This window comes from Fibrobacter sp., assembly GCA_012523595.1.
Taxonomy (GTDB): Bacteria; Fibrobacterota; Chitinivibrionia; order Chitinivibrionales; family Chitinispirillaceae; genus JAAYIG01.
On record JAAYIG010000211.1, the window covers coordinates 16465 to 39749 of the forward strand.

The following is a 23285-nucleotide window of genomic DNA, read 5'->3' on the forward strand; positions in this document are numbered from 1 at the left end:
AAGCTTAGGTTCCGGTTACAGTGGGGCCCCCACGGGTTTTTGTGGTTGGTTTGGTTGCGCCGGGTTTTGATGCCCACCAAATCGCAAAAGCAACAATCACAAGTAAAAGAATTACCCAGAACCACCACCATCCCGATGTTGCTCCTGCTCCATCAACATCCTGAACCGGTTCCTCCGGAGCAACCTGAGCCAGTAACTGAACAGGCAGTAGTACTAAAGACAGTAAGAAATACTTTATCCATTCCAGATACATAAATTCCTCCTCTGAGATTTTAGAGTTCTCCTCCTATTGAAAAGAGCAAACAAAGAGCCATGTCAGGCTGCCTTGCTGTAATCTCCAGTGGTGTTCCGGACTTTCTTTTTGATAAGGGTTATAAAATCTCTTATCGAATGAACCTTATCCAGATCCTCCCCTTCAAATTCAATGCCGTATCTCTTCTCTACCTCAAAGCTGAAATTAATATGATCGTGAAAGTCCCTGCTAAGAGTCTCAAGCCTTGTCCTCAGGCTTATCCTGTCAGAGGATACCTGGAAATATTCAGCAGTAAAATCCAGAAAATCACTTTCCATCAATACAAAACCTCCGATATCCAAAAAAAAATCTTCGATACCATTAAAGAATTCGCTTTATGGCTAGATTTATGAATGGAAAAAGTATGTGCCGGGTAAAGGGAAATGAGGAACCTAAATGTTTTCTTCAGTTTTCATCAATACTTGCCGGATATTGGCTGTAGCTGCATCAGGATGCTTGACCATGCCTCCGGTAAGCACCATTTTCACGGCATCTTCTACACTTATATTAAGAGGAAAAATCTTCTCCGATGGGACTACCGCCAGAAAGCCGCTGGTAGGATTGGGGGTAGTGGGAATAAAGACGGTAAATAATTTCCTGCCGGAGTTGTCAGGAGAATCGGGCATCTCTCCGGTATTGAAGGCTACAGCCCAGATACCAGGAGAGGGGTATTCCACAAGAACGGGTTTGGTTAGAAAACTGTCCTTCTTTACCACAAACAAATCGATAACCTGACGCACTGCATTATAGATTGTGTTTAAACCTGGAATTGCGATAAACAGGGAATCGAGACTTTGTATAAATGCCTTTCCAATGATGCTCTTCACGATAAAGCCCATCAGAACCATCAGTGAAAAAAGTAGCAACCCTGCTATAACCTCTGAGGAAATGACCACAAAGGGGATGTCTCTGTAAACCCGGGGAAGAAATATCAGGACATTCTTCAGAAAATCCTCTACCATCTTGAAAAGGAAAACAAGCAGGTAACCAGATACAATCAGGGGGAGAAGGGCAAGCAGTCCCTGTATGAAATAAGCAAAGATCTTTTTATGCAGTTTTTTAATATAAGCCATTTTTTCAAATTCTCCTCTGGATCAAGTGACATCCGGAAGCACTCTCTGCCATTAATCCAGGGTAATACTATTTGGGCCAGATAAGGAAAAGATAGCTGCCGTATAACAATACTAAAAGCATACCTCCCGCGCGTCCGATCCTGAGTTTTGGCCACATCAGAGGCAAAAGAAGTGCCGAAGTGCCAAGCATAAATGCAAGATCCAGAACCTGGATTCCTCCAGTCTTAACCTGACCAAAAAACGGGGCCACTCCCAGAATACAGAGTATGTTAAAAATATTGGACCCGATTATGTTTCCTATCGCAATGTCATCTTCCCCCCGTATCCCGGCAACCACCGATGTGGCCAGTTCAGGAAAGCTGGTTCCTGCCGCGACAATGGTCAAACCGATTACAGCCTGACTTACCCCCAGGTATGTGGCCAGCTTGACAGTTCCATTCACCAGTAAATTTGAACCGGCAATAAGCATACCCAATCCGGCAACCACAAACAGGAGATCAAGAAGAGGGGATTTACCGGTACTGACGGGGATGTCCGCAGAAGCATTTTCTTTTCTGGAAAGATGAACCGAAAGAATTATATAAGCGATAATACCAGTGGCTAATATCGCCGCTTCAGGTCTGGAGATCACCCTGTCCCTTAAAAACAGGACCAGCACTAAAGACACTGCTATCATTATCGGGGCATCGGTTCTTAAAATCTGATTCTTGACTTTCAGTGGTCTCACCAAAGCGGCAAAACCCAGAATAACCGCTACATTGAATATGTTGGAGCCGACTACATTTCCCACTACTATATCTCCGAGACCGTTGTAGGCTGCCTTGGCACTGACAACAAGCTCCGGGGAACTTGTTCCGAATGCTGCAACCGTCAACCCAACCATCAGTGGAGTCATCCCGAATTTCAGAGCCAGCGAAGCACTGCCCCTGACAAGACCCTCTGCACCAAAATAAAGTAACACCAGACCCGCTAAAATCATGGCTGCAATCATATATTCTTCTCCTGCCCGGCGTACTTATTCTGGTAAGGCGAATTCTGTGATATCAGAAACGGAGAGAATTCGGGAGTAAAATGCCGGAATGTCTGAATTAAGAATATTGAAGATACTACGAAATCAATCCAGGTTTATTTTTAACATATTCTCCACAGTACTTAAACCGCGGAGAACTCATTTTAACTCTGTATCCGGTTTTGTGTGTTTTTTGCACATACAATTCTGGATACAGATATTAAAATAAATCTTTTTCCCACATTCATTATCATTTTAAATCGGGTTAATCAATAGTAACCGTTTCAAACCAATATCATTCTTTTTCCAGACTTGAAATCGAGGTAATCCTTTAATCAATCAAGGTTATATACACCAATTTCTTTGAGCAGATCTCTTATCAGAAAAGCAGAGACGGGTTTTTCAAGAAAGCAATATGCTCCGGCAAATATCACCTTTTCACGGATCCTGTTGTCGTCAAAAGCTGTAAGTACTATTACTTTGCTTTGTGGAGAAAGGTTTTTGACAAATTCCACAATCTTCAACCCATCCATCTCTGCGGTCCCGGACAAACACAAATCCACTATCACAGCTTCATAATGTTGCTCTTTAAGGCGATATAGTGCTTCTGAGACAGTCTGGCTCGTGTCTACAGCAACATCATTACTGCTTAAAAGTTTCTTATAGGCAAGAAGGATACTCTCTTCATCATCAGCCAGAAGAATTCTTTTCATGATCTGAGCAATGCGCAAAAGAAATGCCATCTCATATGATATTGAAATAAGTGCTTACATCCGGTGATCACATGAATTATTTTTATTTACCCCTCACGTCATTCCTCACCTGATAGGTATTCCACCAGGACTACTTGGAAGATTTAATTTGCCCAGAGATATTTTTCCACTGCAGGGGTTCACACAGGCTATGAGAAATGATATACTGAAAGAAGCTTCACGTGAGGATCTTAATGGATAAAAAACGCATTTTAGTGGTAGATGACGAGGAGGCAATTCTCCTTGCGTTCCGGAAACTCCTCAGCCGCCCCAATGTGGAAGTGGACACATGTGAATGCATTGAGGACGCAAAGAGAAACCTGGATTCAATCTACTATGATGCGGTTATAGCTGACCTCAGGCTCTCAGGTACTCTTGGACAAGAGGGATTTGAAATTATCTCTCATATCAGAAGTAAATCAAAGGAAACCAGAATTGCTCTTATAACAGCCTATGGCAGCAGCGGGACGCTTGAGAAAGCCATGAGCCTCGGTGCAGATTTCTATTTTGAAAAGCCGGTTTCGATGCAGAACCTTAATGAAGTGCTTAAAAGCATTGGAATCAGAGAATCATGATCTGGTGATCTGGCGGATATCTTCACAAAGCATCTCTATATCTTCTTCTCTTGTATTCCAGGAACACATGAAGCGACTGCAGCCCGTTGCAAAAAAGTTGTGAAAAATCCAACCCCGGTCTCTAAGCTCTTTTTCCAAATTACTCTCCATGCTTACAAACACAGCATTTGCTTCAGGCGGATACATCACCCTGATCTCTTTAAAGCCGCTGAGACGTTCAGAAAGTAATCTTGCATAATGATTGGCATTTTCAGCATTCTTAAGCCAGGTCCTACTCTCTATAAGATCTACCCAGGGGGCAGTCATGAAACGCATTTTTGATGCCAGTTGTCCAGCCTGCTTGCAATGATATTCGAAGTCTGTGGCAAGACTGCGGTTGAAAAACACCACAGCCTCACTGTATGCAAGACCGTTTTTGGTGCCCCCCAGGCAGAGAACATCCACACCTGATTTCCAGGAGATCTCCGAGGGGTGTACTTTCAGAGAAGCTACGGCATTTGCAAACCGTGCTCCATCCATGTGAATAAAAAGCCCGTATTTCCGTGCCAGCTTGTTAATCGACTGGAGCTCTTCCGGAGAATATACAGTTCCGGCTTCTGTAGATTGTGTGATACTTAGCACATGAGGTCTCGGGTAGTGAATATCTTTCCTTTTGACAATTCTTGCCTCAACCGCGCTGAGATCGATTTTCCCATTTGCACCAGGAACAGTAAGGAGCTTGGCTCCATTGGAGAAAAATTCGGGGCTTCCACACTCATCTGTTTCTATGTGTGCCATCTCATGGCAGATTATGCTATGGTATGGACGGCAGATAGAGGAGAGAGCAAGGGAGTTTGCCGCTGTGCCATTAAACACAAAGAAGACATCACAATCGCACTGAAAAAACTCCCTGATGGCATCTGAGGCCTTCCTGGTCCAGATATCTTCTCCATAGGACTCGCTGTAACCATGATTGGCTCTGATCATGGAATCGAGCGCTTCAGGGCAGATTCCGGAACAGTTATCACTTGCAAATTGAGGTCTGGCCTCGGGAGGCATGATTTTCACTCCGCTGTTACGCCGCTTTCCTCAGGCAGAGGGGACTTTTTTTGATTGTAAAGCCTGATTACGAAGAGATAACCCCTGTAGACTCCAAATGCAATTATGATTCCGAAAACCGCTCCACCGAGAACATCGAAGGGATAATGTACACCAATGTAAATCCGGGATAAACCGATAAGAGATGCAAAGAGGAAAAACCAGATGTATTTCCCCGGGTAAAAGAAGGAAAAAAGTGCAGCTTGTGCAAAGATATTCGTAGCGTGAGATGAAGGGAATGAAAATGTTCTCCTCAAACCCTGGAGGAATATTCCCCCTTCAAGCATTACATCCGGGTGGCAGGGCCTAAGCCTGCCCACAAGAGGCTTAATTACTTTGGAAGAAATCGGGTCTGTAAGTGCTACTGTGACTATTGCCAGAAATAGCACGATCAGGGCTTTTTTCTTCTGGGATCTGATAAAAAGTACTGCTCCCAGGATTGCAGGAATGATCCAGTATTTTGGCTCTGTAATAGTGACAAAGAAAAAATCCAGAAATAGGCAGGACAACTGCGAGTTGAAGAACAGAAACAGCGCCCTGTCAATTGAGAGGAGAAATTCCATGGTTCTAAATATTATCCGGAGGTTTGGGTTCGGGAACGATTTTTCCAGATCAGTTTGGCATTGATTGTACCGAATTTGATTTTGGACTTGATCAGCACCGGCGTTTTATATTGGTCATCGGTAACCCATACTTCAAGTTTGTCTCTCTTGTTGAAAGCTCTTCCCTCACCTGCCAGCTTTGGTTCAAGCCGTATGCAATTAAACACTCCTGCATCCACTTCGATTGTTTTTTTCTCTCTGACATTGAAAAAAATGGGATGGACCTTGGAGTGGATAAAGAGATTGAGGGTAAAAGTATCTCCGGGCGAAAAATCCATGGCACGGATATAATGAAGAATCGATATGTAGTCATGGATAAACTGCGGGGTTTCAAGACTTCTGAAATTCCTCTCCTGAACATAGGTTTTGCCCCCGGCCTGGTCGTAAAGAATGTATCCGTCAGCTTTATACCTTTTCCCTTCCCGAAGATGCTGCTCAAAGAAGACCGGATAGAGCCCGTCAGCATCAACAACAGACATCACATAGTCCCGCATGCGGTAGAAAGCACTTATAAAGTTGTTGGAGAGTGCTTTTCCACCCAGACGAATTGTACGATTCCGGGGATCGGGCTCAGTAGTGAGCACTACGAAACCAGCTTTGAAAGGCCCCCAGGCAACATCATAAACCAGTGTTTCCGGTTCGCAGGGTCTCTTTTTTTCGATAAATCTTAAAGAGGACTGCGGACCGGTGACGTTGTTTACGTTTTTTACAGAGTCGATGTACTGCTGCTTGAAGAGAAAAACGTCGACCTCTTTTGCGGCATCCTGCCATTTTATCTCCACTTTATCGACTTTAGCAATAGTAAATGAATGGCAGGCGAGCAGGAAAAAAAACGCAGCACTGGCAGCAGGTATCCGCATTGGTATCTTATGCCTGAAAAAGCGCATTCTCATTATACTTCGTTACTACCTTTCATTATAGAATCGTAATCGGCCCTGACCATAATTTCCACCAGTTGGTCAAAGTTGACTTCCGGTTTCCATCCCAGAGCCTTTCTTGCCTTGTTTGAATCCCCCAGAAGCTGTTCGACTTCCGTGGGACGGTAATACTTGGGATCGATACGCACCACTACTTTCCCGCTATTGGTGTCGATACCGGTCTCCTCAACACCTTTGCCATTCCATTCGATAGGCATAGAGAGCAATCCAAATGCCTTTTCAATAAATTCTCTGACAGAATGCATCTCTCCGGTAGCGATCACATAATCATCAGGCCTGTCCTGCTGTAGCATTAACCACATCGCCTTAACAAAATCCGGAGCATATCCCCAGTCACGTCTGGCATCGACATTTCCCATGTACAGGCAGTCTTTCTTTCCGGCCTTGATAGATGATGCCCCGATGGTGATTTTACGGGTGACAAAGCTCTCTCCTCTGCGGGGTGACTCATGATTGAAGAGAATTCCGTTGGACGCATGCAGGTTATAAGCTTCCCTGTAGTTTATAACTATCCAGTAGGCGTAAAGTTTAGCAACCGCGTATGGTGAACGCGGATAAAATGGTGTCTTCTCGCTCTGAGGGACCTCCTGTACCTTTCCATAAAGTTCTGATGTGGATGCCTGATAGAACCGGCATTTCAAGCCGGTCTCCTTTAGGGCATCCAGAAGTCTCAGTGTACCTACCGCATCAACATCTGCAGTATATTCCGGAACTTCAAAAGAAACCCTGACATGTGATTGAGCAGCCAGATTGTAGATCTCATCGGGCTGCACCTTCTCTAACATACGGTTCATGTTGCTGCTGTCTGACATATCGCCGTAATGAAGGAAAAGGCTGGTGCTTTTTCCATGAGGATCTTTGTAAAGATGGTCGATCCTGCGCCTGTTGAAGTAACTGGCACGCCTGATCATTCCATGGACCTCATAACCTTTTTCCAGAAGCAGCTCTGTAAGATAAGATCCATCCTGGCCGGTAATTCCTGTAATCAAAGCGGTTTTCTTCATGAATTCTCCTGATGGCTATTTAAGAAAGTGTAAAATAGCCAATATACAACCGATTCTGATTGATAATCAATCACTGCCCCGTTAAGGTAAAACATTTATGCAGATCCCGGAAAACTTATCTGGGATCAACTGTTGATCCGTATAGTTTGACTTGCCTGCGCTTCGGGCTATATTTTTACGGTCATGGATCCTGTAATATTTTCCTCTGATCATACAAAGAGTGCCGGCCAGGGTAAAATTTTGGGAAAGATCATTCTGAGCATGTTTTTTGCATTCATCTTTCTCTTTTCCGCATCTGTTGCCACCGGATCGTTTTTTCTTTATAGACTCTATCAGACGCTTCCAACGCTCAATCAGATGCAAAATATTGAGCAGCGGCTGGTTACAAAGGTTCTGGGCAGGGATAAATCGCTAATACATGAATTCAGCATAGAGAAAAGATACTGGGTCCCTTTAGAGAAAATCCCCATGGATCTCCAGAACGCGGTGATTGCAATTGAAGACAGACGCTTTTACCGTCACTGGGGAATAGACGTAAAAAGAATATTCGGGGCCATAATAGTGAATATGTCCAGGGGAGGGTATGCTCAGGGCTTCTCGACAATCACTCAGCAGCTTGCCAGGAATGTCTATCTTACCTCGCATAAGTCAATCACCCGTAAATTAAGAGAAGTGCTTACCGCCATTCAGCTTGAATCCTGCTACACGAAAAGAGAAATACTTGAATTGTATCTCAACCAGGTCTATCTGGGCGCAGGTGTTTACGGTGTTGAGGCTGCCAGTGAGTATTATTTCAGCAAACACTGCTCTGAGCTCAGCATTGAGGAGTGTGCTCTTCTTGCCGGACTAATCCAGCTCCCGGAACGGTACCGCCCTGACAGGCAAGCCAATATTTTACGTATCACCCAGCGACGCAACATTGTTTTAAAGGCAATGAAGGATCTTAAATTTATTGACCGTAATACCGCTTCCCAGACTGCCCACCTGCCGGTTGAGTGCAGGATAACCAAACCCGTTCAGGGCAAGGGACAGTACTTCATGGAAATGGTAAGGAAATATGTATCTGATAAGTACGGTGATGAGATGCTTTACAATGGAGGACTGACAATTCACACCACTCTTGATCCTGTCGCCCAGGATTCAGCCGAACAATCCTGTGCACGTCAGATCGCCAGTCTTCAGAAACGCCTCAACCGTATATTCCTTGACAGTACCAGAGCAGACCGGAAACTCAAAATTAAGCGGGAAACATTTCTTGCCTCCTTCGATTCCATCTATGCATTGCATGAGGAGGAGTTTTCAAAGTTTCCAGACTCCATCAAACTTCGTCAGGCTCAGATCTCCGTTGTCGCTCTGGATGTCCAGACAGGTGCAATCCGGGCTCTCATAGGAGGGAGAAATTTCCAGGAGAGTAAATTCAACCGGGCACTCCATGCCAGGCGCCAGCCGGGTTCTGCTTTCAAACCTTTTGTCTACACTGCTGCCCTGGAAAATGGATTTACACCCGCCTCTGTGGTTCTCGATCAGCCGATAACCTTGATGACCGATAATGGAGAGTGGCGCCCTGAAAATTATGACAAGGTCTTCAATGGCCCGATCACTATCCGAAGTGCACTTGGTAAATCAGTCAACCTGGTGGCAATACAGGTGCTTAACAAAGTAGGTGCTCACAAGGTCATTGAATATGCAAGAAGAATGGGGTTGAGGCACGAAATGAATCCTGTTCCGGCACTGGCAATAGGGGCCTGCCAGGCTACTCCGTTGGAGCTTACCTCTGCATATTCCATCTATGCCAATGGAGGAATACTGGCTAAGCCATATTGGATTGAGAAGATTGTGGACAGGAGCGGACGGGTGCTTGAGTCGCACACCCCTGATGAAAAGGAGGTGCTCTCTCCTCAGACTGCCTTCCTGATGGCATCACTTATGAAGACTGTAGTATGCTGCGGAACCGGAGCCTCTATTCCGGGGCTGGGCTTTACACGGCCTGCTGCAGGGAAAACCGGTACTACAAATGACTATTCCGATGCCTGGTTCGTGGGTTTTACTCCCCAGATCGCATGCGGCGTATGGGCTGGAGTTGATGAGCGAAGACCACTTGGTACAGGCGTCACAGGATCTATCGCGGCTATTCCAGTCTGGGTCAGAACCATGATACCTCTCCACGAAGGTCTTCCAGTAAAGGATTTCCAAAAGCCGGAGGGGATAAAAACAGAGACCATCTGCCGTGAATCCCATCTTGTAGTAAATGATCACTGTCCCAAAGGAGTCGTGGAATTTTTTCTTGGGGAAAGCAAGCTTGACACCTGCGATATTCACGGGGTCAGAGGGAAAAGAGGAGACAACATGATGAAGCTTTTCAGCACCCCTCAGATTGAAAAGAAATCCTCCTCGGATAAGAAGAAGAAGCGAATGATGTTTTAGGTGTTGAAGAAATGGGAGGCTCACGATAGACGAGAGTCTCACGTGGAATCGCGGAGAAAAGAGAGAAAGAGAATTAAGTTAGATTTAACAACCACAATCATTTAAATACAGCGACTAAATAAGATCTTCAGTGCTTGTCAGAAACCATCCTCCCGCCGTATCTTCATAATATTTTTATTTCTATTCATGCCCTGATTTATTCCTTTTTTACCGGTACCTCATCCGGGCATCCATCCTCATCTTTGTAGCCATTGACAATTTCCTTTTCATGGGGACAGATGTCATCTTTATCTAAAATACCGTCTTTATCATTATCATCATCCGGACATCCGTCATCATCCCTGAACCCATCCATGTCTTCTGCCTGATCTGGGCATTTGTCTTCTGAGTCATAGATTCCGTCCTTATCATTATCGAAATCTGGACATCCATCCTGATCTTCAAAACCATCCAGATCCTCAGCTATATCCGGACACGCGTCCTTTTTGCTCTCTATTCCATCCTGGTCGGGATCATTGATTTTTATCTCCATATCGACCTCACTGATAAGCCCGATAGAGAGCCCATCCTTGCCTTTGCCTTTGAGGGCTTCGCTTTGTCCATAGTTGTAGGTCTGGTTATCTGTCATCATAAAAAGCGGATCTGCGCTGATATTTGTGTTGTCAATTTGGACGTAGTAGTTATTAGGGAGGCGGTTTCCAAAGAAATCATTGAAAACGATTCTTGACCTTCGGGATTCCTCTCCAGCCCAGACTCCATACTCTTTGTTATTGAAAAGAATGTTGTGGCTGACCAGTACTTCGCTTCTTGCGGAGAGCATTATTCCGCTGTAACCGTTTTCTGCGATAATGTTATGTTCAATGGCGGTTTTGATACTTCTGGAGGACTCGCAGAAGATACCGGACCAGCCGTTGCGGTAGATAATACAGTTGCGGATGTAGGGGAGGGAGACCAGACATTGGATTCCGGTACCTTTATTGTCTCTTATAATGCAGTTTTCAATTACAGGTGAGGTGTTTTCACATTTAATACCAGTGCCTCCATTTTCAATTACAAAGTTTTTTATTGTTGCCTGGTCTGCTCCTGTTACCACAGGATCCTTTTTATTTCCCTGGATTCTGGTCAGGGACGATGATTCACCTATCAGAAACACATTATCTTTAAGGGTGACAGTTTCCCTGTAGAGTCCTTTTTTAACAAATACAGTGTCGCCTGAATCTGCTTTATCAAGTCCGGCCTGTATACCCGGAGCATCTTTGGGCACTACTATTGTTTTTCCGGATACAGAAAGAGCTAATGACAGGACAGTTGCGAGGATCAGAACCGGTGTTAATCGCATAAGTCCCCCTTTGTCTAATCGATTTTTAGGTAAAAACTGCAATACTTAATTATATATGTAATCTAAGTTATTGTCATCAGAGAGGCAATTCAGTACTGGAAAAGTCAAGGGGAAATGGTAAAAAGAGAGTTGCAATGCTGATGCAGGAAAATGTATAATATGATGAGTATTTTAATTCCCTTCCGAAACAATCATCAATTCAGAAAAAGGAGTGATTATGGTGCAGCTTGCCGAGATACGGAAAAAAGCCAGGGAGTTGGGAATTTCAGGTGCGAAGATGAAAAAGGATGAACTGATTCAATCTATTCAGAAAGCTGAGGGGAATTTTCCCTGTTTTAAATCGGCACAGACTGATTGTGGTCAGATGGATTGTTGCTGGCGTGAAGATTGCCTTCCTAAGAAATGATTTTAGTAAGAAAGAAGTTGCTTTTTTCTCAGTTTTTATTTACATTAAATTCATGCGTATGAAAAGCCGAATCAATAGTGTAATTCTAAGTGCTGTCCTGCTTGTAGTAGGCGTGGTAGTAATTGTTCCCGCCAGAAGGGAAACGGGCATTTAGAGCATACGCTTAAAAAGGTAAAAATAAGGCCCGTTTCCCTCGAGGGAAACGGGCCTTTCTGTTTTGTTAAAGGATAATTTCTTGATTGTTCGGGGCGGAGGTCGTATTTTACACTGTTTTGATCTGCCCCGGATCGTCTGTCAATGAACTATTGGAGGATGCTTTGAGGAAGACAGGTGCGCAAATTGTTGTTGATGCCCTGATCAGGGAGGGTGTCGAGGTTGTTTTCGGATATCCGGGTGGTGTGGTTATCCCTATTTTTGATGTCCTTTATGATACAAAAGAGATCAAATTTATCCTGACCAGGCATGAGCAGGCTGCCGCACATGCGGCTGATGGTTATGCAAGGGCCAGCGGGAAAGTTGGAGTTTGTCTGGCTACTTCGGGACCGGGAGCAACAAATCTTGTGACAGGTATTGCCACCGCTTATCTCGACTCTATCCCCATGGTTGCTATCACCGGCCAGGTTGCTTCGTGGCTGCTTGGTTCAGATGCATTTCAGGAAGCGGATGTGGTCGGGATCACAAGACCCATAACCAAGCACAACTTTCTTGTCAAGTCGGTGGAAGAACTGCCGGGAATAATTAAGAAGGCTTTTCACATAGCATCAACAGGAAGACCCGGGCCGGTGCTTGTGGATATACCTGCGGATATCTCCAGATCTGTTCATGAGGACTATAAATATCCGGATTCTGTCAAGATACGCAGCTACAAACCTAATCTTGTCGGCAATCTCCGTCAGATAAAACGGGCAGCAGAGGCTATTGAGGCTGCTCGTAAGCCGGTGATTTTTGCCGGTGGCGGGATTATACTTTCCGGGGCCCATGAGGAGCTCAGGACTTTGGCTGAAACCACCAATATTCCTGTGACTACCACATTAATGGGGCTTGGGGCTTTTCCTGGAGATCATCCTCTTTTTATTGGTATGCCCGGGATGCATGGATCGAAGACCGCGAATTTCGCTCTTCAGGAGAGTGATCTTATCATCTCTGTGGGTGCGCGTTTCGATGACCGGGTGACAGGTTTTGTGGCAAAATTCGCTCCCAATGCAAAAATAATTCACATGGATGTTGATCCGGCGGCCATATCAAAGATAATTGAGGTTGACATTCCGGTTGTGGGTGATGCTAAAAATATTCTGACATCTCTTAATAAATTTGTCAAACCCAGGCAGCCGGATGAATGGAACGAGTTGATCAACACCCGTAAGGGCAGCAGGCTTTTTAACTATACTCAATCGCAGACTGAGATAAAGCCGCAATGGGTGATAGAGCAGCTTCAGAAGCAGGTCGGTAATGATGCTATCATCTGTACTGAGGTGGGTCAGAACCAGATGTGGACTGCGCAGTTTTACAAATTCACAAAACCCCGCACTCTTATCACATCTGGAGGTCTGGGGACGATGGGGTTCGGGCTGCCGGCAGCCATGGGCGCGGCGCTGACAAATCCGGGTGTTCCTGTGATCGATATTGCCGGTGATGGATCTATACAAATGAATATACAGGAACTGGCCACTCTGGCAGTGGACCGGATCCCGGTCAAGATTCTTATCCTCAACAACACTTATTTGGGGATGGTGCGTCAGTGGCAGGATCTGTTTCACAATAAGAGATACAGTGCGACGTGTCTTCGCGGTGGTGTCCTTTGTAATGAGTGTGCCGGTACACAGAAGTGTAAGCGCAACTATGTCCCTGATTTTGTGGCTCTTGCCAACAGTTACGGCATTAAGGGATTCAGGGCAGAGGAAGTGGGGCAGGTTGAATCGGTTATAAAAGAGGCGCTTTCCATCGACGGGCCTGCGCTTATGGAGTTTATGATTCCGCCGGAAGAAAATGTGTTTCCGATGGTTCCGGCTGGCAAACCGATTGATGAGATTCTGGAGGGATAAGATGGGTACACATACTATATCAGTGATGGTTGAGAACCACAGCGGCGCTCTTTCCAGGATAGCCGGGCTCTTTTCCAGCAGAGGCTACAATATCTCAAGTCTGACAGTTGCCGAGACAGAGGACTCTTCGGTTTCACGGATGACCATAATAGTCGATGGTGATGAGAGTGTTCTTGAACAGATTGTAAAGCAGCTTAACAGGCTTGTAGATGTAATCAAGGTTATTGACTTTGGCGATGATCCGATCGTGGAAAGAGAGATGCTTCTTATCAATATCGATTCCTCCAAGGCAAACCGTCATGAGATTGTTGAACTGGGTGGGATATTCGGAGCGCGAATAGCATCCGTCTCCCCGACATCAATTACATTTGAGATGACCGGGACAAAGAAATCCATAGATGATTTCATGATGATGGTGAAGCCTTACGGAATTAAAGAGGTGGTCAGGTCAGGGACAATCGCTATTGCTCAGGCTAAGAAATAGATTGTTGGAGGACCCTCCGGGCCCGTTTCCAGCTTAATGTTTACACTTTTTCAGAAGGAGCCCAATTTATGGCTATAATCGATTTCGGCGGAAAAAAAGAAGAAGTCATCACCCGCAAGGAGTTTACTCTTGCTAAAGCCAGAAAAACACTTAAAGGTGAAACTATCGCCATCATCGGTTACGGTGTGCAGGGTCCCGCCCAGGCATTGAATCTCAAGGACAATGGCTTTAATGTCATTGTCGGACAGGCGAAAAAGTTCAGGAAAGACTGGGATCGCGCAGTTAAGGATGGGTGGGTACCAGGTAAGACTCTGTTTGACATCGGAGAGGCAGCCCAGAAAGGAACAATAATCCAGATGCTTGTTTCGGATGCAGCGCAGATGGCAATCTGGCCTACTATCAAGAAATACCTGACACCAGGAAAGGCGCTGTATTTTTCTCACGGTTTCTCTATTGTATATAAGGAACAGACAAAGGTCATTCCTCCAAAGGATATCGATGTTATTCTCGTTGCTCCAAAGGGAAGCGGAACCTCAGTACGCAGGAATTTCCTGAATGGAGCCGGGATCAACTCCAGTTACGCGGTTTTCCAGGATGCTACCGGCAGAGCTGAAGAGCGCTGCATTGCAGTTGGTATTGGGATTGGATCAGGGTATCTGTTCCCGACAACATTCCAGAAAGAAGTATACAGCGACCTTACGGGTGAGCGGGGAGTTCTGATGGGTGCACTTGCCGGAATTATGGAGGCACAGTATGATGTGCTCCGTAAAAACGGCCATTCTCCCAGTGAAGCTTTCAACGAAACAGTTGAGGAACTGACACAGAGTCTGATCAGACTGGTTGACGAAAACGGAATGGACTGGATGTACTCAAACTGCTCAGCAACTGCTCAGCGCGGTGCGCTTGACTGGAAGCCGAAGTTTAAGAAGGCTACGCTGCCCGTTTTCAAGGAACTTTATGATTCCGTCAAGAGTGGCAAGGAAACCAGAAGAGTTCTGACTGTCTGCGGAAAGCCCAATTATAAGGAACTATTGGACAAAGAACTATCTGCAATGGGTAACTCGGAGATGTGGCTGGCGGGTAAGGCAGTAAGGAGCCTGCGCCCGAAAGAGAAGGCCAAAGAGATATCCAAAGCAACAAAGGGTATCGCTGGCCGCGGTAAAAACTAGTATATCCGGATAAAGGCGCCCCCTGGTTAAGGGGGGCGCTTTTGGAGGCCGGAAGTATAAGAGGATATATGAAAGACAAAGTCTTGATTTTTGATACGACCCTGCGTGATGGCGAGCAGGCTCTTGTTTCCAGTTTGTCAGTTGAGCAGAAACTCAGAGTGGCCAGACAGCTTGCCAGACTCAATGTGGATATTATTGAGGCAGGTTTTCCGGTTTCTTCCCCTGGTGATTTCCAGTCGGTCACAAGCATCGCACGTGAAATAAAGGGACCTATAATCTGTGGGCTTGCCAGAGCTGTGGAAAAAGATATCCTGGCCTGCGCGCGTGCCATTAAACCGGCGGAGCAGTGCCGTATCCATACTTTTATCGGTACTTCGGGTATTCATACAGAGAAAAAGCTGCGCAAGACTGAAGGTGAAATACTGGAAATTGTAAAGGGATGTGTCCGTCTTGCCAGACGCCATTGCGGAGATGTGGAATTTTCTCCCGAGGATGCGGGCAGGACCGGAGTTGATTTTCTCTGCCGTGTTGTGGAGACCGCTATAGATGCTGGTGCAGGTACAATAAATATTCCTGATACTGTGGGCTATACCACACCGGAGCATTTTGCCAAAATAATTGACGAATTGTTCAACAGAGTGCCTAATATTGATAAAGCGGTAATTTCCGTGCACTGCCACAATGATCTGGGAATGGCCACAGCGAACTCTCTTACAGCGGTTTTGCATGGCGCGCGCCAGGTGGAATGCGCAATCAACGGTATTGGTGAGAGGGCGGGTAATGCCGCGCTGGAAGAGGTGGTGATGGCGATAAAGGTGAGGAAGGATCTTTTCGGTCTTTCCACATCTGTAAATACACGCGAGATCATGCGAACAAGCAAGCTCGTCAGAGAACTCTGTCACATGCCGGTGCAGCCAAACAAAGCTATAGTGGGATCCAATGCTTTTTCCCATTCCTCCGGAATTCATCAGGACGGAGTGCTCAAGGAAAAGAAAACCTATGAGATAATAACACCACAATCGATCGGCTTGAAGGAAAACAGGATGAACCTGACCAGCCGTTCCGGAAGCCACATGGTCAGATCACGTCTTCTGGATCTGGGGTACAGTGAGGTTGAGGCCGGTTCCGAGGACATTTACAAACGCTTTAAGGAATTGGCAGATAAGAAAGGTACAGTGTACGATGATGATCTTATTGTGCTTATGGAATCAAAGAGCAGTGAAGATCTCAAGGACAGGTTTGTGCTCGAGACCTTAAATGTGTCAAGCGGGAGAGGGACTATCCCCACTGCCACCGCAAGGATCCTTGTTGATGGAAAGCTCTACAGTGAGGCGGCCTGCGGTGACGGGGCGGTTGATGCGGCAACAAAGGCAATCGACAGGATTGTCGGATACAAGATCAAAATAGACAACTTTCATCTGGAAGCCGTGACTGAAGGCCGCGAAGCCCAGGGGCGGGTTTCTATTGTGGCCAGGTCCGATGAGGGGGTTTTTAACGGTGCAGGAACCAGTACCGACATCGTTGAGGCGTCGGCACTGGCATATATGGATGTTGTAAACAAGATAGCCAGGATGAAGAGATTCAAACGTAAGTTACCAGCAGCGGCAGTTAATTCGGCCGCTGATAAAAAATCGGAGAAGGGTGCCTAAATGAAAAGCTACAATATTGCATTGATACCGGGAGATGGAACAGGTCCTGAGGTACTTCGGGAGGGAGTAAAGGTTCTGGAGGCTGTTTCGAAGCGTTACGGAATAAAGTTGAATTATACTGATTATGATTTTGGCGGTGATCGCTACAATCGGACCGGGGAGACACTTCCTGATTCCGCAATCGAGGAGTTTCGCAAACATAACGCAATTTACCTCGGGGCTATAGGGCATCCGGATGTTAAACCTGGTATTCTTGAACTTGGCATACTTCTCAAACTGAGATTCGCACTTGACCAGTACATCAACCTTCGTCCGGTCAAGCTCTATCCCAATGTTGAAACTCCGCTGCGGGACAAGGGGCCGGAGCAGATAGATTTCGTGGTCATAAGGGAGAATTCCGGCGGGATCTATACCGGTATGGGCGGGGCTGCGATGGTTGGAACCTCTCAGGAGATAGCCACACAGGTGATGGTTTACTCGCGCAGCGTGGTAGAAAGGTGCATACGGTACGCTTATGAATATGCACGTAAGAGGAACAAGAAGAAGCTTCTGACACTTGTTCACAAATGTAATGTGCTTACGTATGCAGGTGATCTGTGGGTGCGCACACACAATGAGGTGGGGGAGAAGGACTATCCCGATATCAAGAGGGATTACAATCATGTGGATGCCTGCACCATGTGGATGGTGAAAAGTCCGGAGTTCTACGATGTAATAGTGACAGAAAACCTCTTTGGTGACATCATAACAGATCTTGGTGCCATGATCCAGGGTGGTATGGGCATAGCTGCTGGTGGAAACATAAACCCTGAGGGAGTTTCGATGTTCGAGCCTATCGGGGGGAGTGCTCCCAAGTACACAGGTCAGAATGTGATCAATCCCCTTGCGGCAATCTGTGCCGGGGCTATGATGCTTGAGACACTTGGAGAGAACGAGGCCAGTGCAGCTATTGACAAAGCGGTATATGATGCCCTTTCTTCCGGCAAGATAAAGAGTATGTCGGCTGGACGAATGGGAATGAGTACTACCGAAGTTGGAGACCTGATAGCATCGATGGTTTCCTGAACAGATGTTTTATCGGGCAGAAAAGTATGAAAAACAAAAAACAATCCGTATCTCTTTATGATACCACGTTACGTGATGGAAATCAGGCACTGGGGATCAGCTTTTCCCTGAGTGACAAACTTCGCATAGCCGAAAAACTCGATGAGTTCGGGATACACTATATTGAAGGAGGCTGGCCCAATCCCACCAGCCCGATTGACACCGAATTTTACAGAGAGGTATCCAGGGCAGGGTTCCATGCGAAAATCGCAGCCTTTGGCAGCACAAGAAGACCGGGGTGTAAGAGCGAGGATGATCCTTTTCTGAGGAATCTGGTGGAGACTGGAGTCCCGGTTGCTACAATATTCGGTAAAAGCTGGGGTCTGCACGTTACCCATGTCATAGGTACCGATAAAGACGAGAACCTCAGGATGATAACCGACTCCGTCAGATTTCTGAAAAAGAACATGGAAGAGGTTATCTACGATGCGGAGCATTTCTTTGACGGATACAAGTCTGATCCACAGTATGCGATAAGCACCCTTATGGCAGCCGGTGAAGCAGGTGCAGACTGTATAGTGCTCTGTGATACCAATGGTGGTGTTCTGCCCGATGAACTTGTTGCAATATTTTTGGATGTCAAATCGAAAATCCCGACACCGCTTGGTATCCATGCTCATAACGATTCCGGCTGTGCAGATGCAAATTCATGTGTGGCAGTAATAAACGGAGCGGTTCATATTCAGGGCACGATCAACGGACTTGGGGAGAGATGCGGTAATGCCAATCTCTGCACAATTATCCCGAATCTTCAATTGAAGAGAGGGTTTCCGCTGGTGACCCCACAGCAGCTCAAAACTCTTTCGTCACTCTCGGTATTTATCGCTGAGATTGCCAACGTCATTCCTGATATCCGGGCGCCGTATGTGGGTAAAGCGGCCTTTTCTCACAAGGCTGGTGCTCATGCTGACGGGGTGCGTAAAGTGAGGGAGTCTTTTGAACATGTATCTCCCGACTGCACCGGTAACGAACGTCAATTTGTCGTATCAGACCAGGCGGGATCCGGGACCATGCTGGAGAAGCTTGAGACAATTCGTCCCGGGCTGAATAAGAAAGATCCGGATGTAAAGAAGCTTCTCTTGAGAATCAAGGAGCTTGAGTCTCAGGGATATCAGTTTGAGGCGGCTGAGGGATCTTTTGAACTGATTGCCAGGGAGATGCTGGGACAATTCCGGGAGCCTTTCATCGTAATGGGTTTCAGGGTAATTGAGGAGAAGAAGGAAAACGGAAAAGTTTTTTCCGAGGCGACTATAAAGATAAAGGAAAATGATGTTTTCGAACACACCGCTGCTGAAGGTGACGGACCGGTGAATGCGCTTGATAATGCTCTGCGTAAGGCTCTGATCAAGTTTTATCCTTCGCTTAGCAAGGTGAAGCTGGAAGACTTTAAAGTGAGGGTACTCGATGGCAGGGATGGCACGGAGTCGAAGGTCCGGGTGCTTATTGAGTCATCAGATGGTATCAGCAGTTGGGGAACTGTAGGAGTTTCCACAAACATCATCGAAGCTTCCTGGCTGGCCTTGATCGACAGTCTTAAATACAAGCTCATGAAGGACAAATTCATGATTAATACCGGCAAATCAGAGATAACATCTGAGATTTGTCAAGCTGCTGTCAAATAGAATACTGCGCGCCGTTCCTCAGGGCCGGAGCGTGAAACATTAGTTTCCTTTTTAAGGGAAGTATTATGAAAAACATCGATTGGCGGAATCTGGGATTCAAGTATACTCAGACGGATTGTTTTGTCACCTGCAGCTACACAAACGGCAGATGGGGTGAGATTGAGATAAAGACCGAGCCTGAGCTGCGCTTTCATCTTGCTGCGACCTGTTTCCATTATGGTCAGGCCTGCTTTGAGGGAATGAAGGCATTTACACAGCTTGACGGGACAGTAGCGGTTTTCAGGCCTGAAATGAACGCGGCCAGAATGCAGGCCACAGCGGAGCGTCTGATGATGCAGGCTCCTCCGGAGGAACTGTTTCTGGAGGCTGTTAATGAACTTATACTACGTAACATTGAGTGGGTTCCTCCTTACGGTACAGGAGCCAGTCTGTATGTAAGGCCTTTGCTTGTGGGATCCAGTCCCCACATTGGCGTGCATCCTTCAGAGGATTATCTGTTCCTGGTCCTATGCATGCCCGTTGGTCCTTATTACAGGAACGGATTTGCGCCTGTTAATGCTTATATACAACGTGGTTACGACAGAGCAGCCCCCAGAGGTGTTGGACATGTCAAGGCTGCCGGAAATTATGCTGCCGGGATGCTGGGTGATTATGACGGGAAGGCAAAGGGGTACCCGATATGTCTTTATCTTGATTCCGCTACTCATCAGTACATCGATGAGTTTGGGACATCAAATTTTCTGGGGATCGCAAAAGACAACAAGTATGTCACACCCGCTTCATCATCGATTCTGCCATCCATCACCAACAGCAGTCTCCAGGTGATAGCATCCGACTTCGGCATGAAAGTGGAGAAACGGCAGATTCCTGTAACTGAACTCCCTGAGTTTGCAGAGGTTGGCGCCTGTGGAACAGCGGCAGTGATCACACCGGTCTACTCGATAACCGATGGGGACAAAGTGTATACTTTCGGCAAACAGGACGAAGCAGGTGAGACACTGACCAGGTTTTACAAACAGATTCAGGGGATTCAGTACGGTGAACTGGAAGATAAACATCAGTGGATGGTTCCGGTTAAAACCCTCTCGACTGCAAATGTTTGACCAAGCTTTAGAAAGCGGTGCCTGATGGTGCCGCTTTCACAAGTATCCTCTTTTTTCAAACTCTTCGTAGTTTTTTAGGTATCGCAGGTAATAGACCCACTTCATCGGGCTCTTCTTATTGAGTAAGAAACGGACGTATTTGTCTTTGTGCCTGAATTCAAACAGGTCTTTTTTCTGTACAACACAATCCTCGATTTCTGATACCGGCCAGGATACTGTTCCTGACGCTGTTTCAAGGCTCAGAGTATCACTTGTAAGCACAGCCTTACCGGTGTCTGAGTTAACAAATGTACGTTCGTCGTTTTCATTCTGAAGAGTTACGTTTTCAGTTATGGCAAGGATTCCGGAACCGCTGCTTGTTTTTTCTTTCACTCTCTCTCTGTGCATATCAGCCCAATCTTTCAGATCGTGCAGAGAATTTGTGTCTTCCCTGACTCCTTTCAGTCTGCAGTGAGCGTCGATTTCCCATGACTTTCCACATGATACACAGTTAATGATGTTTCCCCCGGTCTGCAGCGTATCTTCACTTCCGCAATGCATGCATATCCAGACAAATCTTTCCAGACCTTCGGCCAGTCTTACACCTGAAAAGGGGTACTGGAGGTTCTGAGGATCCTTGATGTCATTCTGGTAAATGGAGGACTTAATTTTTTCGAAAAGCTCATCACTTGATATACCCTGGAATTCCTGCGGATCATGCACTTTCATCTCAACCGTGATTTTTCCTTTGCGGATTGTCTCTGCCCACCAGGGTTTAGAAAGAAAATTCCCCCTCAGCCTGACAGTTACCAGAGGACAATTCATTTTCATCACCAGTTTTTCCAGACCTTTGTAAAGCAGTTGAGTCTCACCGTCCCAGGTGGTCTGGCCTTCGGGAAAAACACAGACAGGGTATCCCTCTTTAAGCCGCTGAAGAGTGGCTTTCATTGCCTTGTAGTCGGATGCACCTTTACGTTTGGGGATACAGCCGATATTTTTCAGGTACCACTGTGATATACCCTTTCCTCTGAACCCGTCATCGTTGACCATTATGGAAAAAGGCCAGGGACTGTACTGACCAACCATCCAGGGATCGAAAAATGTCCCGTGATTTGCCACTACAAGAAAAGGAGGTCTGGGAAAGCGCTGAGAATCGGGTGTGAGACTGTAGTTGTATTTCTTCCGAAGGTACAGTGCGTTAAATGACTTGGAAAGGATATTCCAGATGAACCATCTTGATGCATATTGCAGTTTTTTCATGACCTGTCCTGATCAGTGTTTCTATACTGTTAATCATTTCAGGGATTTGCCCTGAAAAGGATGATGTCTCCGTCTTTTACAATGTAATCTCTTCCTTCAGAGCGGATTTTTCCTGCAGCTCTCAATGCCTGTTCTGATCCCAGTTCCACCAGATCTGAAACAGTGTAGACCTCAGCACAGATAAAATGATCCTGGAAGTCGGAATGTACTGTTCCTGCTGCATTGTAAGCGTTCGTTCCTGACTTTATGGTCCAGGCATGGAGTTCTTTTTTGTTTACGGTAAAGAATGTCTCCAGACCAAGAAGCTTGTAAGCGGCACGGGCAAGGGTGTCAAGGCCGCTTTCTGTGATTCCAAGAGATGATAAAAACTCATGCCGGTCACCTTCCGGGAGTTCAGCAATCTCAGCTTCGATCTTTCCACAAAGAAAAATACAATCTCCGCCTGTTTTAACAGCACACTCCTGCAGCAGATTCCGATCCAGCGGAGACAGGGCTTTTTCCCCTGTGTTGCCAAGCAGAAGAACAGGTTTCTGAGTCAGAAAGCCGAAACTTTTTATGGAGTGGAGCATTTCAGGACTGAGATCTATTTTACGGATTGGCACTCCGGATGAGAGATTGTTTACAATTAACTCAAGGCTGGATAACAGGAGTTCGTGCTCTCTATCCTGAGACTTGTTTTTTGAGAGTTTAGTGAGGCTTTTCTCCGCGGTATCAAGGTCTTTAACAATCAATTCAGTCTCTATTGTGTCGATATCTCTTTCGGGATCTATTGATCCGTCAACGTGCACAACGCTGGAGTCTTCGAAGAGCCTCACCACATGAATGATCGCGTCAACTTCCTTTATATGCCCCAGGAACTGATTCCCCAGACCCTCACCCCTGCTTGCACCTCTAACAAGCCCGGCAATATCGATCAGTTCAATGAGGGCTGGAACGACCCGACCAGTTTCAATGCAGGAGGTTATCTGACTCAGCCGCTCATCTGGAACCTCCACAACACCATGGTTTGGCTCTATTGTGCAGAATGGATAGTTTTCTGCAGCCGCTTTGCCGGAGCAAAGTGCGTTGAAGATTGTTGATTTACCTACATTTGGTAAACCGATGATTCCTGCTTTAAGTCCCATCTTATACCCATTCTGGATTTATATTAGTTGCGGGCGGGATATCATAAAATACCACATGTAACAGCCCTGTCTCAATTATTGCTTTCATCCGGCGTGTTCCTTCCTGCGGGGATCTGGTCGTACCTTTTTTATGGGGTGATTATGAATAGAAAATTCGAACTGCGCTCAGTCATGCCGGTTTTGAAGGAAGTGAAGATTTTTTCCGGGTTTGAGGATTCCCAGATAGAGAGGATCTGCGGAAATTGCACGATTCTGGAA

22 protein-coding genes are annotated in these 23285 nt (G+C 46.1%); 10 read left to right on the top strand and 12 right to left on the bottom strand.

Annotation, left to right across the window (positions count from 1 at the left end; translation table 11 throughout):
• Positions 1-4: 4 nt before the first annotated feature.
• The 5 genes from GX089_14660 to GX089_14680 all read right to left on the bottom strand — a co-directional run bounded on the left by GX089_14660 (position 5) and on the right by GX089_14680 (position 3117).
• On the bottom strand, positions 5-253 hold the full coding sequence (locus GX089_14660; protein ID NLP03733.1) for a hypothetical protein: 249 nt from the start codon (positions 251-253) through the stop codon (positions 5-7).
• Between the two features lie 62 nt (positions 254-315).
• Positions 316-570 (bottom strand): acyl carrier protein, encoded by a 255-nt coding sequence (locus GX089_14665; protein ID NLP03734.1) that lies wholly within the window; start codon positions 568-570, stop codon positions 316-318.
• Between the two features lie 114 nt (positions 571-684).
• On the bottom strand, positions 685-1365 hold the full coding sequence (locus GX089_14670) for a DUF502 domain-containing protein (GenBank protein NLP03735.1): 681 nt from the start codon (positions 1363-1365) through the stop codon (positions 685-687).
• A 67-nt stretch (positions 1366-1432) separates the two neighbouring features.
• Positions 1433-2356 carry a calcium/sodium antiporter gene (locus tag GX089_14675; protein ID NLP03736.1) on the bottom strand — a complete coding sequence of 308 codons (924 nt, stop codon included), beginning with the start codon at positions 2354-2356 and terminating at the stop codon, positions 1433-1435.
• Positions 2357-2709: 353 nt separating this feature from the next.
• Positions 2710-3117 carry a response regulator gene (locus GX089_14680; GenBank protein ID NLP03737.1) on the bottom strand — a complete coding sequence of 136 codons (408 nt, stop codon included), beginning with the start codon at positions 3115-3117 and terminating at the stop codon, positions 2710-2712.
• 203 nt (positions 3118-3320) lie between these two features.
• Between GX089_14680 and GX089_14685 the strand changes: the two genes are divergently transcribed.
• Positions 3321-3701 (top strand): response regulator, encoded by a 381-nt coding sequence (locus tag GX089_14685; GenBank protein ID NLP03738.1) that lies wholly within the window; start codon positions 3321-3323, stop codon positions 3699-3701.
• Here the strand turns inward: GX089_14685 and GX089_14690 are convergent.
• From GX089_14690 to gmd, 4 genes are read right to left on the bottom strand one after another with little or no spacing between them, the layout of a single operon-like run.
• Positions 3696-4739, bottom strand: coding sequence for a low specificity L-threonine aldolase (locus GX089_14690; GenBank protein NLP03739.1), 1044 nt, complete (start codon positions 4737-4739; stop codon positions 3696-3698). The two genes, GX089_14685 and GX089_14690, sit on opposite strands and share 6 nt — an antisense overlap.
• 5 nt (positions 4740-4744) lie before the next feature.
• Positions 4745-5341 (bottom strand): phosphatase PAP2 family protein, encoded by a 597-nt coding sequence (locus GX089_14695; GenBank protein ID NLP03740.1) that lies wholly within the window; start codon positions 5339-5341, stop codon positions 4745-4747.
• Between the two features lie 11 nt (positions 5342-5352).
• On the bottom strand, positions 5353-6240 hold the full coding sequence (locus tag GX089_14700; GenBank protein NLP03741.1) for a DUF3108 domain-containing protein: 888 nt from the start codon (positions 6238-6240) through the stop codon (positions 5353-5355).
• 32 nt (positions 6241-6272) lie between these two features.
• The gene (gene gmd, locus GX089_14705) at positions 6273-7322 is read right to left on the bottom strand and encodes a GDP-mannose 4,6-dehydratase (GenBank protein NLP03742.1); all 1050 of its coding nucleotides are present in this window, start codon (positions 7320-7322) and stop codon (positions 6273-6275) included.
• 240 nt (positions 7323-7562) lie between these two features.
• Here gmd and GX089_14710 point away from each other — a divergent pair, with 240 nt between their 5' ends.
• Complete coding sequence (locus GX089_14710) at positions 7563-9746, top strand: PBP1A family penicillin-binding protein (protein NLP03743.1); 2184 nt, start codon at positions 7563-7565, stop codon at positions 9744-9746.
• Between the two features lie 196 nt (positions 9747-9942).
• Here GX089_14710 and GX089_14715 read toward each other — a convergent pair whose 3' ends face one another.
• Positions 9943-11085 carry a hypothetical protein gene (locus GX089_14715; protein NLP03744.1) on the bottom strand — a complete coding sequence of 381 codons (1143 nt, stop codon included), beginning with the start codon at positions 11083-11085 and terminating at the stop codon, positions 9943-9945.
• A gap of 220 nt (positions 11086-11305) precedes the next feature.
• On the opposite strand from GX089_14715, the gene GX089_14720 reads away from it, so the two are divergent.
• From GX089_14720 to GX089_14755, 8 genes are all read left to right on the top strand, one after another.
• A complete protein-coding gene (locus GX089_14720; protein ID NLP03745.1) occupies positions 11306-11491 on the top strand; it encodes an SAP domain-containing protein in 186 nt (61 codons plus the stop codon).
• A 317-nt stretch (positions 11492-11808) separates the two neighbouring features.
• A complete protein-coding gene (ilvB, locus tag GX089_14725; protein NLP03746.1) occupies positions 11809-13533 on the top strand; it encodes a biosynthetic-type acetolactate synthase large subunit in 1725 nt (574 codons plus the stop codon).
• A gap of 1 nt (position 13534) precedes the next feature.
• Positions 13535-14017: an acetolactate synthase small subunit gene (gene ilvN, locus GX089_14730; GenBank protein NLP03747.1), complete on the top strand. Its 483-nt coding sequence runs from the start codon at positions 13535-13537 to the stop codon at positions 14015-14017.
• Between the two features lie 68 nt (positions 14018-14085).
• Complete coding sequence (ilvC, locus tag GX089_14735) at positions 14086-15186, top strand: ketol-acid reductoisomerase (GenBank protein ID NLP03748.1); 1101 nt, start codon at positions 14086-14088, stop codon at positions 15184-15186.
• 68 nt (positions 15187-15254) lie between these two features.
• The gene (leuA, locus tag GX089_14740; GenBank protein ID NLP03749.1) at positions 15255-16835 is read left to right on the top strand and encodes a 2-isopropylmalate synthase; all 1581 of its coding nucleotides are present in this window, start codon (positions 15255-15257) and stop codon (positions 16833-16835) included.
• Positions 16836-17900, top strand: a complete 1065-nt coding sequence (locus tag GX089_14745) for a 3-isopropylmalate dehydrogenase (protein NLP03750.1) — start codon at positions 16836-16838, stop codon at positions 17898-17900. It abuts the gene before it with no gap.
• A 26-nt stretch (positions 17901-17926) separates the two neighbouring features.
• Positions 17927-19561 (top strand): citramalate synthase, encoded by a 1635-nt coding sequence (locus GX089_14750; GenBank protein NLP03751.1) that lies wholly within the window; start codon positions 17927-17929, stop codon positions 19559-19561.
• A 65-nt stretch (positions 19562-19626) separates the two neighbouring features.
• Positions 19627-20664 (top strand): branched-chain amino acid aminotransferase, encoded by a 1038-nt coding sequence (locus GX089_14755; protein ID NLP03752.1) that lies wholly within the window; start codon positions 19627-19629, stop codon positions 20662-20664.
• Positions 20665-20700: 36 nt separating this feature from the next.
• On the opposite strand, the gene GX089_14760 is transcribed toward GX089_14755, so the two are convergent.
• A complete protein-coding gene (locus GX089_14760) occupies positions 20701-21903 on the bottom strand; it encodes a 1-acyl-sn-glycerol-3-phosphate acyltransferase (protein ID NLP03753.1) in 1203 nt (400 codons plus the stop codon).
• A 38-nt stretch (positions 21904-21941) separates the two neighbouring features.
• Positions 21942-23027 carry a redox-regulated ATPase YchF gene (ychF, locus tag GX089_14765; GenBank protein NLP03754.1) on the bottom strand — a complete coding sequence of 362 codons (1086 nt, stop codon included), beginning with the start codon at positions 23025-23027 and terminating at the stop codon, positions 21942-21944.
• Positions 23028-23285 lie beyond the last annotated feature (258 nt).

Coding starts and splice junctions, on each gene's coding strand:
- GX089_14660 (NLP03733.1), bottom strand. CDS start 253: ATGTATCTGGAATGGATAAAGTATTTCTTACTGTCTTTAGTACTACTG.
- GX089_14665 (NLP03734.1), bottom strand. CDS start 570: ATGGAAAGTGATTTTCTGGATTTTACTGCTGAATATTTCCAGGTATCC.
- GX089_14670 (NLP03735.1), bottom strand. CDS start 1,365: ATGGCTTATATTAAAAAACTGCATAAAAAGATCTTTGCTTATTTCATA.
- GX089_14675 (NLP03736.1), bottom strand. CDS start 2,356: ATGATTGCAGCCATGATTTTAGCGGGTCTGGTGTTACTTTATTTTGGT.
- GX089_14680 (NLP03737.1), bottom strand. CDS start 3,117: ATGGCATTTCTTTTGCGCATTGCTCAGATCATGAAAAGAATTCTTCTG.
- GX089_14685 (NLP03738.1), top strand. CDS start 3,321: ATGGATAAAAAACGCATTTTAGTGGTAGATGACGAGGAGGCAATTCTC.
- GX089_14690 (NLP03739.1), bottom strand. CDS start 4,739: ATGCCTCCCGAGGCCAGACCTCAATTTGCAAGTGATAACTGTTCCGGA.
- GX089_14695 (NLP03740.1), bottom strand. CDS start 5,341: ATGGAATTTCTCCTCTCAATTGACAGGGCGCTGTTTCTGTTCTTCAAC.
- GX089_14700 (NLP03741.1), bottom strand. CDS start 6,240: ATGCGGATACCTGCTGCCAGTGCTGCGTTTTTTTTCCTGCTCGCCTGC.
- gmd (NLP03742.1), bottom strand. CDS start 7,322: ATGAAGAAAACCGCTTTGATTACAGGAATTACCGGCCAGGATGGATCT.
- GX089_14715 (NLP03744.1), bottom strand. CDS start 11,085: ATGCGATTAACACCGGTTCTGATCCTCGCAACTGTCCTGTCATTAGCT.
- ilvN (NLP03747.1), top strand. CDS start 13,535: ATGGGTACACATACTATATCAGTGATGGTTGAGAACCACAGCGGCGCT.
- ilvC (NLP03748.1), top strand. CDS start 14,086: ATGGCTATAATCGATTTCGGCGGAAAAAAAGAAGAAGTCATCACCCGC.
- leuA (NLP03749.1), top strand. CDS start 15,255: ATGAAAGACAAAGTCTTGATTTTTGATACGACCCTGCGTGATGGCGAG.
- GX089_14745 (NLP03750.1), top strand. CDS start 16,836: ATGAAAAGCTACAATATTGCATTGATACCGGGAGATGGAACAGGTCCT.
- GX089_14750 (NLP03751.1), top strand. CDS start 17,927: ATGAAAAACAAAAAACAATCCGTATCTCTTTATGATACCACGTTACGT.
- GX089_14755 (NLP03752.1), top strand. CDS start 19,627: ATGAAAAACATCGATTGGCGGAATCTGGGATTCAAGTATACTCAGACG.
- GX089_14760 (NLP03753.1), bottom strand. CDS start 21,903: ATGAAAAAACTGCAATATGCATCAAGATGGTTCATCTGGAATATCCTT.
- ychF (NLP03754.1), bottom strand. CDS start 23,027: ATGGGACTTAAAGCAGGAATCATCGGTTTACCAAATGTAGGTAAATCA.